The following is a 17,606-nucleotide window of genomic DNA, read 5'->3' as shown; positions in this document are numbered from 1 at the left end:
TAAAAACATATGTCGAAACCTATCCTAAAAGAACGTACAAGAGCCCAAGAATCTACAAATGCTATTGAGCGTTTATACATTTCAATGCGACACTTATTTAGTCGCGGTTTTTATAAACCAATGGGGGTTTCTGGTGAAACCTTACGTAAATCACTATTATCATTACGACCAGAAATTTATGGTTCTATTGCAGAAAATAAAACTGAATTAAACGGATTGGTATACGTTATTGAACGTTTACCTGAAGGAATTGAAGAATGTCAGTTTATATATTTAACCGCAGATGAGGGATATCGTAACTCAAAATTTAAGGCTATCGTTCCTCCTAAAAGAAGGAGAAACTGTTATCGCATTGATAAAGATCAAATGAATATTGAAATTACTAGAGGGCGCTCTGAGATTTACGATATTCTTACACACTTGACTTTTTTATTTATTGAATCTCATAAAATTAAAGACCGAGTGGTTTTTAATAATGGAGAAAGCTTTATTCGTGAATGGCTATTATTAGAAGATATTGTAATACACAATAAAACACTTACGGATGAAGAAAAAGATGTAATTGTTGTACATCTTGGTAATATTTTAGGAAGAACTTACGATGAAGTATATGATGCTTATAACACATTTTCAACAGAAGAGAACCCAAACAGGTTTTTCCATCTAATTTACTGGTTAGGTAAATTAGCGATTAATGAAACACTATATGACCAAAAACGTTCTATTAAATTTAGTTCTGTTTTAACTCAAGAAATAGGACACCATTATTATGGAGAAATGTGGGCTAACAACATTAAAAAGGTATTGTTAGACAACGAGTTAATAGAACGCCCTATCCATATCATTAGTGCAAACATGCATAGTGTAATGAATAGTATTTATGCACAAAACGCTTTACCAAAAGAAGCTAAAAAGCACAAAGATTTTCAACTTTTTGAAGTATTGAGTAATGCTAATAGCAGTACTTTGCAATCTGCCGTTAAAAATTATGCTTCCGAAAACGGATTAATATATATCAAAGACACTTCAGGAACCAATATCAATGTTCAGGTAATTGATACCCAAAAAATTGATTTTGAAACAAACTCTTTTAACAAAGTTAATTCAGTTGGAGAAGATCCTGTAATCATTGTAATGGATTATGCTTTTGGTGAACAGGCTTTTGAAACTATGGACGAGCTTTTAAAGCCCTATAAAACAAAAGGAGAAAAAATCCATTTAGATGTTCAATCTGTTTCAATTATGGGGAAAGCAGGTATTTTAGAAGGTGGTAAAGGAGATATTATGATTCCTTCTTCACATATTTTTGAAGGAACTGCTGATAATTACCCATTTAAAAACGAACTATCAAAAGAAGATTTAGAAGGTTTTGGTGTTCAAGTTTTTGACGGAGCAATGATTTCTGTCTTAGGAACGTCGTTACAAAACAAAGATTTACTACGATTCTTCCACGATTCAACTTGGAATGTAATCGGACTAGAAATGGAAGGAGCGCATTATCAAAAAGCGATTCAATCTGCCTCAAAAATTAGAGGAAATATTTCAGAAAATGTAAAAGTACGTTATGCATATTACGCCTCAGATAACCCACTAGAAACAGGTGCTACACTTGCCTCTGGAGGACTTGGAATGAGCGGCGTAACACCAACTTATGCTATTACGCAAAAAATACTAGAACAAATATTTTAGTCGCAGAACGACTACCAAAAAACCTAATTAAACCATAAAAAAGACTTCTTTTCAAATTAAAAGAGGTCTTTTTAGTTTTTTACATAATTTTAAAGACAGGTTTTGCTCATAGCCTTTTTTCTTATTTTATATTTGCACTCACAATACAACAACACACAACAATGAATATTCTAATTTTAGGATCGGGCGGTAGAGAACATGCCTTTGCTAAAAAACTTTCAGAAAGTACCAAAATCAATAATCTTTTTGTTGCTCCTGGTAATGCGGGAACTGATGCAATAGCAAGGAATATTGCCATCAATCCAACTGATTTTACACAAGTAAAAGAAACTGTTTTACAACACAACATTACTATGGTAGTTGTAGGTCCTGAAGCGCCTTTAGTTGAAGGGGTTCATGACTTTTTCTTAGCTGATGAAGAGTTAAAAAATATTCCTGTAATTGGCCCTAAAAAAGACGGTGCTTTACTAGAAGGAAGTAAAGATTTTTCGAAGCAGTTTATGGAAAAACACAATATTCCTACAGCTCGTTACCAATCTTTTACTACTGAAACATTATCCGAAGGAAAAAAATTCTTAGAAACCTTAGATGCTCCGTATGTATTAAAAGCTGACGGATTAGCTGCTGGTAAAGGAGTTTTAATTTTAAATGATTTAGAAGAAGCTAAAGCTGAGTTAGAAGAAATGCTTTCTAATCAAAAATTTGGAAGTGCTTCATCAACTGTAGTTATTGAGGAGTTCTTAAAAGGAATAGAATTATCTGTTTTCGTATTAACGGACGGAAAGAATTATAAAATATTACCTTCTGCTAAAGATTACAAACGTATTGGAGAAGGTGACACAGGGCTAAATACAGGCGGTATGGGAGCTATTTCTCCTGTTCCTTTTGCTACGGATGATTTTTTAACGAAAGTGGAAGAATTGGTTGTTAAACCAACAATTGAAGGTTTACAAAAAGACGGAATTGATTATAGAGGATTTATTTTCATCGGATTGATGAACGATAACGGAAATCCTTCGGTAGTTGAATACAACGTTCGTATGGGGGATCCTGAAACAGAAGTGGTATTACCACGTATTCAATCAGACTTAGTAGAGTTGTTTGAAGGAGTTGCTACGCAAACTTTAGGAGAGAAATCATACGAAGTTACCCCACAAACAGCAACTACAGTTATGTTAGTTTCTGGTGGGTATCCTGAAGCTTATGAAAAAGGAAAAGAAATTACAGGTTTTAATACTGTAGACGATTCTATCGTTTTTCATGCAGGAACCACTTTAAAAGATGGTAAAGTTGTTACGAGCGGTGGACGTGTAATGGCAATTACTTCTTTTGGAGACTCTATAGAAGAAGCCATAGAAAAATCTTATAAGAGCATCGATAAAATAGCTTTTGATAAAATGAATTATCGAAAAGATATCGGTTTCGATTTAAAATAATTTTAATAATAAAGGAGTTGAAAATTCAACTCCTTTATTTATTTCATTGCCTTTTCTAACGTAAACGAAAACTCGGAACCTTCTCCGTGCACACTTTTTAAAAGAATGGTTTCGTTATGCGCTTCAATAATATGTTTTACAATAGAAAGTCCAAGCCCCGAACCTCCTTGTTCACGTGAGCGACTTTGGTCTACTCGATAAAAACGTTCAAATAAACGAGAAATATGTTCTTGTTTTATTCCTTCACCATTATCATTTATTTTAATGATAAGCTTATTCTGGTTGTACGGTTCAACACTCACTGTAGTTATACCTCCAACTCTACCATATTTAATAGAATTTACAACAAGATTAATAAGTACCTGTTCAATTCTTTCAACATCTCCTTTTACTAAATGAGGGAAATCATACACTTTATCAAAACGTAGCGTGATATTTCGTTTTTTCGCCTTCATTTCAAACAAGTCGAACACGTTTTGAATAAGCTCTATAATATTAAAGGTTTGCATGTTCATTTTCATTCCCTCAGTTTCTAACTTAGCAATCATGTCTAAATCTTTAACAATTGAGGTTAATCGTTCTACCCCTTTATTAGCTCTTTCTAAATATTTTTCAAGAATTTCTTTGTCATCAGCAGCTCCTTCAATAAGCGTTAAAATATATCCTTGTACTGTAAAAAGTGGTGTTTTTAACTCATGAGCTACATTTCCTAAGAAATCACGGCGAAATGAATCACGCTGGGTTAAATTAGCTATCTCTTCACTCTTCCCTTCAACATACTCTTGTACACTTTTAGTTAACGCTTCTACATCGGTCGTTACTTTATTTCTTTTTAAATCATTCTCATCTAAAATAGAAATGTCTTCATACATCTTTTTTACTCGTTGGTAAATAAAATGTTCTGCTCTGTATTGAATTACAAAAAAGGAGATAATAAACATTACAAGACCAAAAATTACAATGGTTACAACTCCTAAGCTGTTTAATAAAAACAAGTACGATAATACTGCTATGACAATAGATAATAGCGTTGAATATAACGCCGACCAAAGTGCGTAGTTATACGTTTTTTTTATTTTTTTCATCTGTTTTTTCTATTATTTTTTAAATGTCAGATGTAATTCGCCAATAATTATCTCAAGAAGAATCAAAATTATTATAGCTCATTTCATTATAAAAAAATAGATTGCTAGCTAGCAATCTACTTATAAAATTTTGAGTTTAAAAAATTATTTATCTATTTCGTCTAATACAAACTTATACCCAACTCCTTTTACTGTTTTAAAATAGTGATCTCCTATTTTTTCACGAAGTTTACGTATGTGTACATCTATCGTTCTTCCGCCCACAACTACTTCATTTCCCCAAACGCTATCTAAAATAACTTCTCTTTTAAATACTTTTCCTGGTTTTGAAGTTAATAAAGAGAATAATTCAAATTCTTTTCTTGGTAAAGATATTTTCTCTTCTCCTTTAAAAACTACATACTCGTCTCTATTGATGACTATATCTCCAATTTTTGTAGTGGTATCCGCTTTTTCCTCAGTTTTTAAACGACGTAGTAACGATTTTACCTTGCTTATTAGCACTTTTGGTTTTACTGGTTTAGTTATATAGTCATCTGCTCCAGCGTCAAAACCTGCTACTTGTGAGTAGTCTTCTCCTCTAGCGGTTAAAAAAGAAATTATCACATCTTCAAGAGGTTTTACATTTCTAATTTTTTCACACGCTTCGATACCATCCATTTCAGGCATCATAATGTCTAATAAAATTAAATGTGGAGTTACTTTTTTTGCTGTTTTTACAGCTTCTGCTCCATTGTTTGCAGTAAAAACCTGATACCCTTCTGATTTTAAATTGTAACCTACAATTTCTAAAATATCTGGCTCATCGTCAACTAGTAAAATTTTAATATCGCTAGTGTTCATTATTCATTTATATTGTGTTATCCAAAAGTAATCATAAAATAATAAACCCTTTATATACACGCTTAACTTAACGTTCATTTAATATTTACCAAACTTTTGCTTAAAGAAAACGAAGAGATTTCTTTTGTTTTTTCTTTTTTTGTAGTTTTTGTATCTTTATACAAATTGTTTCCTATGAAAATTATTTCTTCCCTAGGGGAAATTACTTCCAATGCTAAAAATGCTTTTAAGCGATTTCCTATAGCCCTTTGTTGGGCAATCATTGGTACATTGTTTACTTTATTTACAATTGAAACAGATACTTTTGATAACGCTTTTTATGGTAAAGTTATTATAACTTTTACTTTAGGAGTTAGCTGGTTAATCGCTACTCGTTTTTTAGAAGAACAATTTAAAAGAGATAAAACATGGATATTCTTGCTAACTCTTGGCTTTTTACTTCTATTTTATTTTAGTATTGAAGTTAATGGTTCAAAAATTCAACAAAATTCTACTATTCGATTTATACTTTACTTTGTATCAGGTCATTTACTAGTGATGGTAGCCCCTTTTATCTTTAAATGGAATAAATCTGCTTATTTTAATTACGTAAAATCAGTTTTTATAGCAATTATTAGAAGTTTATTTTTTTCACTAGTTTTATATTTAGGAATTGTTTTGGCACTCTTAGCTATTAAACATTTATTTAATATAGATTTTAAAGGAGAACGTTTTTTTCAGGTTTTTGTGCTTTGTATAGGAGTTGTAAATACTTGGATTTACCTTTCAGATTTTCCTAAAGATGTTCATAACCAACTTGCAATTAACTACACAAAAGCTTTAGAGGTATTAGTTAAGTATATTTTAATTCCATTAGTAATTTTATACCTCATCATTTTATATGCTTATAGTTTAAAAATTGTAATTAATTGGAACTTACCTAAAGGGTGGGTTTCTTATTTGGTTATTGCTCTTTCATTTTTAGGTTTTATTGTGCAAATACTTATCAATCCTATTCAAAAAACTATTAACTCTCGTACAATTAGAAAGTTTTATCCATGGTTTTATTATTTGTTATTACCGTTAATAATTTTACTTTTTATTGCTGTTTTTAGACGTATTAACGAATATGGGATTACCGAAAACCGTTATTTCGTACTTGTTGTAGTTTGTTGGATTTTAGCTATGACCTTGTACATACTTTTTAGTAAGCGTAAAAAAATTAAAGTCTTTCCTTTTAGTTTAGCTCTTATTACTTTTCTCATTTCTTTTGGGTTTTGGGGAACTTTTTCAATATCAACAAAGAGTCAACTTCTTCAATTTGAAAAGGTATATACTGATATTAAAAAAGATAACTTTTCTACCACGTTTGAAAAGAAAAATCAACTTCGTTCTATTATTAGATACTTAAACAATAAACAGGAATTACATAAAGTAGAAAACGTTTTAGGGTATAATCCAAAAACAGCGTTTAAAACCAACAGTCATTGGCAATTACAAAACAGGTTAATGGATAGTTTGAATATAAAAGTAATTGATGACGCTAATGATACTTACAGAAATAGTTATTATAGTATTGATGATTCTAAAATGATTATCAATACTAAAAATTATGATGTCTTAAAAATACTATATTTTAATTCTTATGAAAATCGTAACTCTATTAATAGCTATCGTTTTTCTTTAAGTGAAAAAACCAACATTATCAAAGTTTCAAAAGGAGATACTCGTATTGGAGATATAGACTGCTCAGAAATGATTCAAAGACTTAAAAATCAAGAAAAAAATTATGGTATAGTACCAGATTTAATGACAATTGAACATCGTTTTAAAACTCTAAATATAAAGTTCGTTTTTCAAAATATAAATCTATCAAAAATTGATGATGCTACCGAAAAACACTTATCTAATGCTAGTGCTTACGTGTTAATTAAAGAAAATGCTGAATAAAACTAACTTACAAAACATCCTATTTTTAGATATTGAAACGGTTCCTGAAGTGGAATTATTTGCTGATTTATCTCCTGAAATGCAAGAATTGTACGCATTGAAAACTCAGTATCAACGTAAAGATGAGTTTACTCCTGAAGAATTTTATCATCGAGCAGGAATTTGGGCTGAATTTGGAAAAATAATCTGTATTTCGGTAGGCTACTTTGTAGATCGAGATGGTAAAAACCAACTGCGAGTTACCTCTTTTTATGGAGATGATGAAGCTAAATTGTTAACCGATTTCAAAAACTTATTAGATACACATTTTAACCAAAATAAACACTTATTGTGTGCTCATAATGGTAAAGAGTTTGACTTCCCGTACATCGCACGTCGTATGGTTATCAACAAAATAGATTTACCTAACAAACTAAATTTATTTGGTAAAAAGCCTTGGGAAGTTCCGCATTTAGATACTTTAGACCTATGGAAATTTGGCGATTATAAACACTATACTTCTTTAAAATTACTTACTGCTATTTTAGGAATTCCGTCACCCAAACAAGATATTGATGGAAGCGAAGTAGCAAACGTGTATTATCAAGAAAAAAACCTACCTCGTATTGTTGAGTATTGTGAACGCGATACCGTGGCTGTTGCACAATTATTATTGCGCTTTTTGAACAAGCCTTTGGTTGAAGAAGATAATATTGTTAGCGTTTAACTATTCGCCCTCCAATTTCATAGAAAGCTCAAACCAACGTTCTTCTTTTTCTTCTAAACTATCAATAATCTGCTGTAGCTCTAACGATTTTTCATTAATCTCTTCAGGTGAAACTTCGTTATTTGCAAACTGGGCTTCAATTACTCCTTTTTTCTTTTGAAGTTTTTCAATATCTTTTTCAAGTAATCCGTATTCTCTGTTTTCGTTATAACTTAACTTTCCTTTTTGAGGGGTTTTTTCTTGCTTTTCAGTTACTTTCTTTTCTTCTTTAGGTTCTGATGGCTGCGAGCTCTCATACGCTCTGTAATCAGAGTAATTTCCAGGAAAATTCTCCACTACTCCATTTCCTCTAAACACAAATAAACCATCTACGATTTTATCCATAAAATAACGATCATGCGATACTACCATTAAATTCCCTGGGTAATCGAGTAAAAAACTTTCTAACACGTTTAAAGTTACCACATCTAAATCGTTCGTGGGCTCATCTAGAATTAAGAAGTTAGGGTTTTGAATTAAAACAGCACATAAGTACAAACGCTTCTGCTCTCCTCCACTTAATTTTTCAACAAAATCGTATTGTTTTTTTCTATCAAATAAAAAGCGTTCTAATAACTGTGCTGCAGAAATTCTTCTTCCTTTAGTTAACGGAATTTCTTCTCCAAATTCTTTAATAACTTCTATTACTTTCTGTCCTTCTTTTATTTGGATTCCTTTTTGAGTATAGTAGCCAAATTTTACTGTTTCACCAACAATTACCTTACCTCCATCAACAGGCAATTTACCCGTTAGTATGTTTAAAAAAGAAGATTTTCCTGTTCCGTTTTTTCCAATGATTCCTATACGTTCACCTCGCTTAAAAACGTAGTCAAACCCATCTAAAATAACTTTATCACCAAAGTCCTTTTTTAGTTTATGAAGCTCTACAATTTTGCTTCCTAAACGTTCCATGTTTATTTCTAACTGAACTTCGTGCTCTTTTCTACGTTGATGTGCTTTTTCTTTAATTTGGAAAAAGTCATCAATACGCGATTTAGATTTGGTTGTACGGGCTTTTGGTTGACGACGCATCCAATCCAACTCTTTTTTAAATAAACTTTTAGCTTTACTTAAATTAGTAGCTTCTAAAGCCATTCGTTCTTCTTTATTTTGAAGATAGTACGAATAGTTTCCTTTGTATTTATATAGTTTTCCGTTGTCTAATTCAATAATCTCATTACACACACGCTCTAAAAAATAACGGTCGTGTGTAACCATAAACAACGTAATTTTTTCTTTCGCAAAAAAAGCTTCCAACCATTCAATCATTTCCAAATCTAAATGGTTTGTTGGCTCATCTAGTATTAATAAATCTGGTTTATTAATTAGAATAATAGCTAACGACAATCGCTTCTTTTGTCCTCCAGAAAGATTTCCTACTTTTTGTGATAAATCATCAAGTTTTAACTTGAATAAAATTTGTTTGTATTGTGTTTCGAAATCCCATGCATTATGCTGCTCCATCTGCTCAAATGCTTTTTGATACGCTTCTGTATCGTCAGGATTTTGTAAGGCTTTTTCGTATTGTTTAATAATTGGAAGAATGGTACTTTCAGCAGAAAAAATAGTTTCTTCAATAGTTAAATCTGGATTCAAGTCATCATCTTGCGCCAAATACGCAATATTAATTCCTTTTCTGCTTATAACTTGTCCTTCATCTGGTGTATCCTTTCCAGCAATAATGTTTAAAATAGAGGTTTTTCCGCTACCATTTTTAGCAACAAAGGCTATTTTTTGATCTTTATTAATTCCAAAAGAAATATCTTCAAACAAGACCTTTTCACCATACGATTTTGCTATGTTTTCTACTGATAGGTAATTCATTCTCTAAAATTTTATGCAAAGAAACAAAAAACCCGAGCAATAGCTCGGGTTTTGTTATAATTAAAAGAAATGCTTTTATTTCTTCATTAATTTAATGGTTTCTGATTTTTTACCATCGTTCGCTTCTAATAAATAAATTCCTGTTTTTAAATTAGAAACATTTACAGTACCATTAACTGTTTTTCCTGTTAATACAACTCTACCAATTGTATTTGTTATTTTGTAATTTACATTTTCGTTGCTTCCAAATTTTACAGTAACATTACTTATTGCTGGGTTTGGGAATGCTATTAAGCTTGATTTTGCTTCCTTGTCTAATGGTTCAGCAAACTCATTACTTGTATTTCCTGCTACTGAAGATGATGAATTAACAATATTCACTGTATAATCTTCTACCTCTCCATCTGCAAAAGTTTCGCAAGCTGTTGATGCTCCGTTATATTTCATAGAAACACGCATTCTTGTTTGTCCTAATAACGCGCTTGATGGAATAGAAATATTAGCTGATCTGTTTGCTGCTGTACTAGAAGAACCTAAAGAAGTTTGTTCACTAGCCTCAAAAGTTCCATTACGGTTATAATCAATCCAAACGGTAAAATACTCAGTATATGAAGAACCACCAAATCCTGCACTTACAATAATTTGATTTGTTGTTCCTTGAGTAACCGTTGCTATTTTACTTGTAAAATCACCATACCCTTCATTTGCAGAAGTTGTATTTGTCATTCCACCAAAAGAAACATAATCTATCCACTCGTAAGTAACTCTATTTCCTTTTGAAGAACAATAGCTAACAACATTATCTAACGTAGTTACATTTACCGTATTACTTGCTGAAGAAATATTTCCGGCAGCATCTTTTGCTCTTACTGAAAATGTATAAGCTGTATTAGCTGTTAAACCTGTTACATTGTAAGACGTTGTTGAAACAGTTGTTAATTTAGTTGCTCCTTGATATACATCATATCCTGTAACACCTACATTGTCTGTTGATGCTGTCCAAGATAACGTCAATGTAGTCTGTGCAACATTTGATGTAGCTAAACTACTAGGTGCTGTTGGTGCTTGTGTATCAGCTACCGCTTCTGTAATATTTACTGTGTAATCTTCAACTTCTCCATATTGGAAAGATGCTTCACAAACTGTTGGTGTTGCATTGTATTTCATTACAATTCTCATTCTAGTAGCTCCTTCAGTTGCTGAAGCTGGCACCGTGAATGATGTGCTTACAGAAGTGTCTTTCGATTTAGCTTTTGTCCAAACCGTTTCACCTGCATCAGAAAAATCTCCATCTTGGTTGTAATCAATCCATACACCATACCCTTCATCATAACTACTTCCAGTCCATTTTGGAGTAATCGTAATGGTATTTGATGCACCTTTTTCTAAATTTGTTGAAACTGCAGTATGGTCAGAGTATCCATTTCCTCCTCCTGAAGAATTATCGATACTTCCTAATTGAACTCTTCCAATATATTCATCAGAAACACTATCTCCTTTAGAAGTACAATACGTAATTGTTGCTGCTGTAGTAGTTGCGTTTACGGTATTACTATCTCCTGAAACATTTCCTGCCGCATCTTTTGATTTCACAGTAAAAGTATATGCTGTACTTGCTGTTAAACCTGTTACATTATATGAAGTAGTTGTTGAACTTCCTATTTTAGTTGACCCTTGATATACATCATATCCTGTAACACCTACGTTATCTGTTGATGCTGTCCAGTTTAACGTTAAACTTGTTGCTGTTATAGAACTTGCAGCTAAACTAGTTGGAGCTGTTGGTACTTCGGTATCGGCAGCTGCATTACTTGTAAATGAACCTGTAAACACTCCTCTACCATAGGTAGATGCTATTACTTTGTTAGTAACATGGTCTCCACTTACGTTCCAGTAATCAAATGAAGTAACACTAACATCACTCATCCCGTTATAAGCTTGATTCCAATTAGGGTTTGCATCATTAAAGTTAGATGTTGACCAAACTCCTAATTGTGTTGCTAAAATAGCTTCTGTTCTATCTAATGGATTTTGTAAAATATCTCTTACAGGAATATTTGGTAGGTTTCCTTCTTTGCTTACCCAGTTTGCTCCTCCATCTGAAGTAGCCCAAACACTTGTTACTCCGTAGTTATGTATCGTTACAAAAATATCATCTTCTGTAGCTCCGAATCTTACTGAAGATACTGAACCAACAAAAGGTGTATTGATATTTGACCATGTAGCATTAGAATTAGTAACGTTTGTTAACTTTAATAGTTTTCCGTTCGCTAATCCTACAAACCATGCATTATTTGTAAAAGGAGACGCTTGAAAAGCTGTTGGGCTTGCATCTAATAATGCATTTGTAATATTTCCTTTTGAATTTGATGCTACATTAATACTCAAAATTGAATTTGAAGAATCTGTTGATGCATTAGATAATAAGCGATTAGCATCATTATCATACCCCATAGGGTTTACAAAGTCTCCCGTATTTTGGTCACTTGATAATGTTGTCGCTCCTCCTTGCTGTCTACCCAAACCATTCCATGGTAAGTTAAACCTATATATTACATTGTTTACATACGTAGCAATCATGTAGTCTCCATCTTTATCAACAAAAGTATAGAATCCGTCACCATCGCTTAGTTCTGTTGAGCTATTAACTCCTGCAACTGCATTTCTAAATGCTTGTGTACCGTTATCTTGTGCTCCTGCACTAAAAATTCCATCAACATCACCTGCTCCATCAGGACCAATTCCTGCTTTTACAAACTGAGTTACATTGTATCCTTTGTTTCTTACGCTAATTGTACTTCCAGAGTTTCCTGAATAATAGATTCCTCCATCGTTACCGAATAATATTTTTGATGAGTCATTATTTCCAAAAGCCATCGAGTGCTGATCTGCATGAACATTTTGATGACCAAAACCTCCATACCAATGTGATAATTGAGACCAAGAATTACCTCCGTTAGTAGTTTTAAATAAATCTATCCCTCCAACATAAACTATATCATCATCTGTAGGATCTGCTTCAATTACTAAATCATAAAATGCTTGCCCACGACAAAAATCGTTTGCTGAAATATTTGTATCTGCATCATTTGGTAATGATGTTGCACTCGCTGTTGAAAACGCGTTTGTTGTTTTATAAATATGAACAGGTGCCGCACTTGTTGTTCCTTGTGTTAATGCATAAATCTTATTTGCATCAGTAGCAGAAGTTTCAATTTCAACTCTGTTAGATTCAGTTAAAGGAGATGCTGTTGCTTCTGACCAAGTTCCTCCATTTGTAGAACTGAATACTCTACCTCCTCCTTCACCTAAAGCAGACGCAATAGTTCCCATCCATAAAGTATTGTTAGCACTTACCTCTAAATCATTCGCTATATAATAGTAATCTTTTCCGCCGAAGGTATACTTCATATTAGCAGATTCTATTCTATTCCATGTAGCCCCATTATCTGTAGAACGGTACAATCCTGCAGACTGTAACCCTAACCAGTTTCTAGGACTAGAAGAGTCTCCATACACATGTGCTCCAACTGCAACAAATAATTCTGTTGATGCCCCATTATCCCACGCTAATACATCATTTACATAATGAATTCCTGATAAGAAAACATTGCTTGCATTGTAATTAATAATTGCATCACCTGCTGCTGGTATATTAACTACGTTCCATGTTGTACCTCCATCGGTAGTTACATAAACACCATTTCCTACTACGTCTCCTGCTGTGTATTGTTCTCCTGTACCTACATACCATCTATTAGAGTTTCTTGGATCTACAGTGATAGAAGTTACCGATAGGTTTCCTGGTACATTTTGTACTCTTGTCCATTGTGAGTTGGCATTACTAATATTAGTGTTTTTCCATAAACCTCCACTTACTCCACCAGCATATACGGTATTATTTGTAGCGTCATTTGGATCAAATAAAACAACTCTTGTACGTCCTCCTACATTGTTAGGTCCTCTTTCTATCCAAGAGTTTCCATTGTCTCCAGGGTTTTTTTGTTGTGCTCTTTTTTTCAACAGATCTTCTCTCAATCCTGCTAAACTCCCATCTTCCATTTTTCCTGTAGCTGGATTCATGGTGAGTAACTGCATTTGATCAAAATACCTGTTAGGTGGTAACCCTCTATGTTTTCTTTCTTTTTTCCCCCATTTTAACGATTCATTTAAAGGGCTTTCCTTTAAAAAAGTACTGTGTACTTTACGTTGTTCGGCCAGTTTATCAGCAACACTTTGCTTTTTAAGATAATCTGAACCAATAATTGAAACCGCCGCAACAGACAGCCCTCCAATTAGAAATTTAAACTTTTTGTTCATTTGAATTAATTTAATTAAATAATTAAGTTTTATTTCCTAGCGCTTTTTGTTACTGTACCTTTTCTTTGCCTTTTACACTCAATTGAAAAGACTCTTAATTTAACCCTTTATAAATCAGTTTTTAATGGTTCAGCCGCCCCTAGCTAAGTCAAAGATTTTATTCTCATAGTATTTTACAATTTATAACAAGCAAAAGCCTGAGTAAAAAACTCAGACTCTTGTTTGTTATATTTTTATAAGTTTTATTTTTTAAACAGTTTAGTTGTAAGGAGTTTTTGTCCATCGTTTACCTCTAAAATGTACATTCCAGTATTTAACTTTGAAACGTCTAGATTAGAAGATTTTAAATAACCTTCTTTTACTACTTTACCAACAGTATTTATAAGTTTATAACTTATCTTTTCTACTTTTGAAGCAAGTTTTACTTGTATAAAGTCTGCTGCTGGATTAGGGTATGCTAATAAATCTAAGCTTTCTTCATTTCCTATTGCTTCTCCACTGATATTCGCTGAAAAACCTGTTATTGCAGCCACTGAAGAACCAGAAGAAATATTAACTGTATAATCTTCTACCTCACCATAAGTAAATGTTTCACATGCTGTTTGAGCACTATTATACTTCATAGAAACTCTAAGTCTTGTAGTTCCTGAAACATTTGATGGAATTGTAAAATCTTCATAAAGCTCTCCTGCGCTTGAAGATGAACCACTTAACACTACTTCAGTGTCTTCAAAAACACCATCTTTATCATAATCAATCCAAGCTTTCCAGTACTCGGTATAAGAAGAGCTACTAAATCCAGCACTTACATATAGTCTATTAGCACCTTGAGTTACATTCATTGTAAGGTTCGTATAATCTTTATAACCACCATCATTTCCTGTAGTATTATCAACTCCTCCCATAGAAACTCTATCAATCCACTCATAAGAAGAATTGTTTCCTTGTGAAGCACAATACTCTACTACTGACACATCTTTTGTTGTAAATGTTGCTGTATTACTTGCTACTGAAACATTTCCTGCTGCATCTTTTGCTTTTACTGTATAGTTATATGTAGTATTTGCAGTTAACCCTGTTAAGTTTATTGATGTACCACTAACTGTGCCTGCACTTGTAATTCCATTAAATACTTCGTAACTAGTTACTCCAACATTATCTGTTGATGCTGTCCAACTTAATGTTGCTGTTGTTTCTTCAATATTAGATGCAGTTACTGAAGAAGGTGCTGTTGGTGCTTCTGTATCTGGTGTAGCATTTGTAATATTAACTGTATAATCTTCAACTTCTCCATATTGGAAAGATGCTTCACAAGCCGTTGGTGTAGCATTGTATTTTAGTACAACTCTCATTCTAGTAGCTCCTTCGGTTGCTGAAGCAGGTACTGTAAATGATGTGCTTACTGGAGTATCTTTAGACGCTGCTTTGGTCCAAACCGTTTCTCCAGAGTCAGAAAAATCTCCATCTTGATTATAATCAATCCATACTCCATAACCTTCACTATAAACAGTTCCTGTCCATTTTGGGGTAATGGTTATTGTATTAGAGTCACCAATAGATAAATCTGTTGAAATTGTAGTGAAATCAGAATATCCTCCACCTCCATCAGAAGTGTTATCGATACTTCCTAATTGAACTCTCTCAATATATTCATCAGCAACGCTATTTCCTTTTGAATCACAATAGTTAAGCGGTGGCGTACCTGTTGTTGTTACATTTACTGTTGCTGGTGTTCCTGTTCCACCTTCTGTACATTTCGCAGCTACAGATACCGTATATTCTGTTCCACTTAATAATCCTGTAGCGTTAAATGATGTTCCTGCTACGTTTGTTGTATTTCCTCCAATAGTTACATCATAAGAAGCTGCTCCTGAAACTGCTGTCCAAGTTACTGTAAATCCGTTATCACCAATGTTTGATGAATTTAAGTTTGTTGGTGCTGCTAAAGCACAATTTTGTACAAACTCTTCTCCTACATTAACCGCATAAAAAGCATTTGTTGTAGAAATTACTTCTTGAGAGTTTGCTCCGTATAAATCTGTTGCAGCTTGTATTGCCGCTGTTCTAGCGTCGGCATATGTTGAACTGGCTGATAAGTAATTTGCTTCGGTACGATACGCTATTTTTGCGGCTTTTGTCATTCCAATTCCGGTAACGTTGTATGTATCAGATGCATCATTTGTTCCTGACCCTCCTACAGTTAGCAAATAGAACCATTTATTTAAAACTCCTGAATTTGTATGAACTCCACAGTAGTCATTAAATCTCGTCGGTACTCCACAATTTGGGTTTTTCCAATTAGTTCCTCCATAGGTATCTGGTTGACCTTGTGATTTTGGGTCATTCATTGAGCGTAAAGCAGCAGAACCACTACGCCTATCTATTTCATCTCCTATTAACCATACTGAAAGGTCTGGGTTTGAATCATTTCCGTTTCCTTTTGCAAAATGCTCAACAGCAGCTCCCCAAATATCTGAAAAAGCTTCATTTAAAGCTCCTGATTCTCTTTGGTAAGCTAAGTTCGCTGTATGAGTACAAACTGCGTGTCCTATTTCATGTGCTGCAACATCAATAGAGGTTAATGCATCAAAACTACCGTTTCCTTCTTGTCCGTTAGAAGAACCGTCTCCATAAGACATTACAGAACCATTCCAAAAGGCATTATCGTAATTCGTATCTACATGTACATAACTTCTAATTTGAGCACCGTTATCATCATAGCTATTTCTATTATGTTTTTGCAAGAAATACTCATATGTTTGTATTGCACCCCAATGAGCATCTAATGCTGCATCATCTTTGTTTGCACTATGTTCAGCTGTAGTCCAATTATTATCATTATCAGTAAACTGGTCATAATTTGTAACATATGGATATGTAGAACCTGGAGCTTGATTTTTTGCATCTCTTGTGTGGATTTTTCTTCCAGTATCACTCAAAATATAGTTTCCTCCACTTAGTGATGTTTCAATGGTTCTAGTTCCACTATAACGTGTTTGTGCAGTTCCTGCTGCAAATGCAGCCGAAATAGCGTTCGCCGCTTTTTTACTTTTTTTTGCGTGAGTAGTTAACTCTCCTACATGGCCAAACTTATCTGCATGTTTTATAATTGCATTGTAAAATAATGCTTCTCCTGTATGAGCATCTATGTATAAATACCCTCTGCTTAGCGGTTTTGTAGCAAAAATATCGAACTTATAAGCTAGTCTTGCTTCTTTTTTTCCTATAACTTCTCTAGGAAGAATTAATAACTCTCCATCAGGCTTTTTATAATTATCCATTTCATTGGCTGCCTCAGGATATTCCCATAAATACTTCTCTGCTCCTGTATGCGTTAAAGCTTTTCGAAATGCTTGAGCTTTGGATAGCTTTGGGCTTATATTAACCTTTCCAACATCGTAAAACTCACCATTCATACTCATTAAAGCACCATTTTTTGCGTGAGCTGTATAAGTGGCAAATTCTACTTTTATTCCTTTAAATTTTTGTTGAAATTTTTCATGTGTAAAGCCTAGATCGTCTCTATTTGACTTAATTTTTTGCAAGCCATCATTTTTAAATAGCTTTAGTTTTTGTCTAATTAAATCTGGTGCTTTTTGTAAAGACACCTTTGAGGATTTGTTGAACTTAACGTGTTTTAATTCTCTGTTTTCTTGGGCATTTATAGTATAAATTCCTGTAAGTAGAAAAGCAGATAAAAACACAGTTCTTGCATAATTCTGTTTCATTTTTGAA

The 17,606-nt window shown here is 33.2% G+C and carries 9 protein-coding genes; 4 read left to right on the top strand and 5 right to left on the bottom strand.

Annotated features, from left to right (window positions below; genetic code table 11):
• The first annotated feature begins 9 nt into the window (after positions 1–9).
• Positions 10–1,689: a DUF6909 family protein gene (locus Q4517_RS00500; protein ID WP_303505007.1), complete on the top strand. Its 1,680-nt coding sequence runs from the start codon at positions 10–12 to the stop codon at positions 1,687–1,689.
• 161 nt (positions 1,690–1,850) lie between these two features.
• On the top strand, positions 1,851–3,125 hold the full coding sequence (gene purD, locus Q4517_RS00495; protein WP_303505006.1) for a phosphoribosylamine--glycine ligase: 1,275 nt from the start codon (positions 1,851–1,853) through the stop codon (positions 3,123–3,125).
• 38 nt (positions 3,126–3,163) lie between these two features.
• On the opposite strand, the gene Q4517_RS00490 is transcribed toward purD, so the two are convergent.
• Both Q4517_RS00490 and Q4517_RS00485 read right to left on the bottom strand, forming a co-directional pair.
• Positions 3,164–4,210, bottom strand: coding sequence for a cell wall metabolism sensor histidine kinase WalK (locus Q4517_RS00490; protein ID WP_303505005.1), 1,047 nt, complete (start codon positions 4,208–4,210; stop codon positions 3,164–3,166).
• Positions 4,211–4,354: 144 nt separating this feature from the next.
• A complete protein-coding gene (locus Q4517_RS00485) occupies positions 4,355–5,053 on the bottom strand; it encodes a response regulator transcription factor (protein ID WP_303505004.1) in 699 nt (232 codons plus the stop codon).
• A gap of 174 nt (positions 5,054–5,227) precedes the next feature.
• Here Q4517_RS00485 and Q4517_RS00480 point away from each other — a divergent pair, with 174 nt between their 5' ends.
• Both Q4517_RS00480 and Q4517_RS00475 read left to right on the top strand, forming a co-directional pair.
• Positions 5,228–6,982, top strand: a complete 1,755-nt coding sequence (locus tag Q4517_RS00480) for a DUF4153 domain-containing protein (RefSeq protein WP_303505003.1) — start codon at positions 5,228–5,230, stop codon at positions 6,980–6,982.
• Entirely contained in the window at positions 6,972–7,688 is a 717-nt protein-coding gene (locus tag Q4517_RS00475) for a 3'-5' exonuclease (RefSeq protein ID WP_303505001.1), read from the top strand. The genes Q4517_RS00480 and Q4517_RS00475 overlap by 11 nt, the downstream gene beginning before the upstream one ends.
• On the opposite strand, the gene Q4517_RS00470 is transcribed toward Q4517_RS00475, so the two are convergent.
• The 3 genes from Q4517_RS00470 to Q4517_RS00460 form a co-directional block, all read right to left on the bottom strand.
• The gene (locus tag Q4517_RS00470; RefSeq protein WP_303504999.1) at positions 7,689–9,551 is read right to left on the bottom strand and encodes an ABC-F family ATP-binding cassette domain-containing protein; all 1,863 of its coding nucleotides are present in this window, start codon (positions 9,549–9,551) and stop codon (positions 7,689–7,691) included.
• 75 nt (positions 9,552–9,626) lie between these two features.
• Complete coding sequence (locus Q4517_RS00465; protein WP_303504997.1) at positions 9,627–13,871, bottom strand: GEVED domain-containing protein; 4,245 nt, start codon at positions 13,869–13,871, stop codon at positions 9,627–9,629.
• Positions 13,872–14,113: 242 nt separating this feature from the next.
• On the bottom strand, positions 14,114–17,599 hold the full coding sequence (locus tag Q4517_RS00460; RefSeq protein WP_303504995.1) for a M4 family metallopeptidase: 3,486 nt from the start codon (positions 17,597–17,599) through the stop codon (positions 14,114–14,116).
• Positions 17,600–17,606 lie beyond the last annotated feature (7 nt).

The organism is Tenacibaculum sp. 1_MG-2023 (assembly GCF_030547425.1).
GTDB lineage: Bacteria > Bacteroidota > Bacteroidia > Flavobacteriales > Flavobacteriaceae > Polaribacter.
The sequence above is the reverse complement of the archived record's forward strand: the minus strand, read 5'-3'. Positions and strand labels throughout refer to the sequence as shown.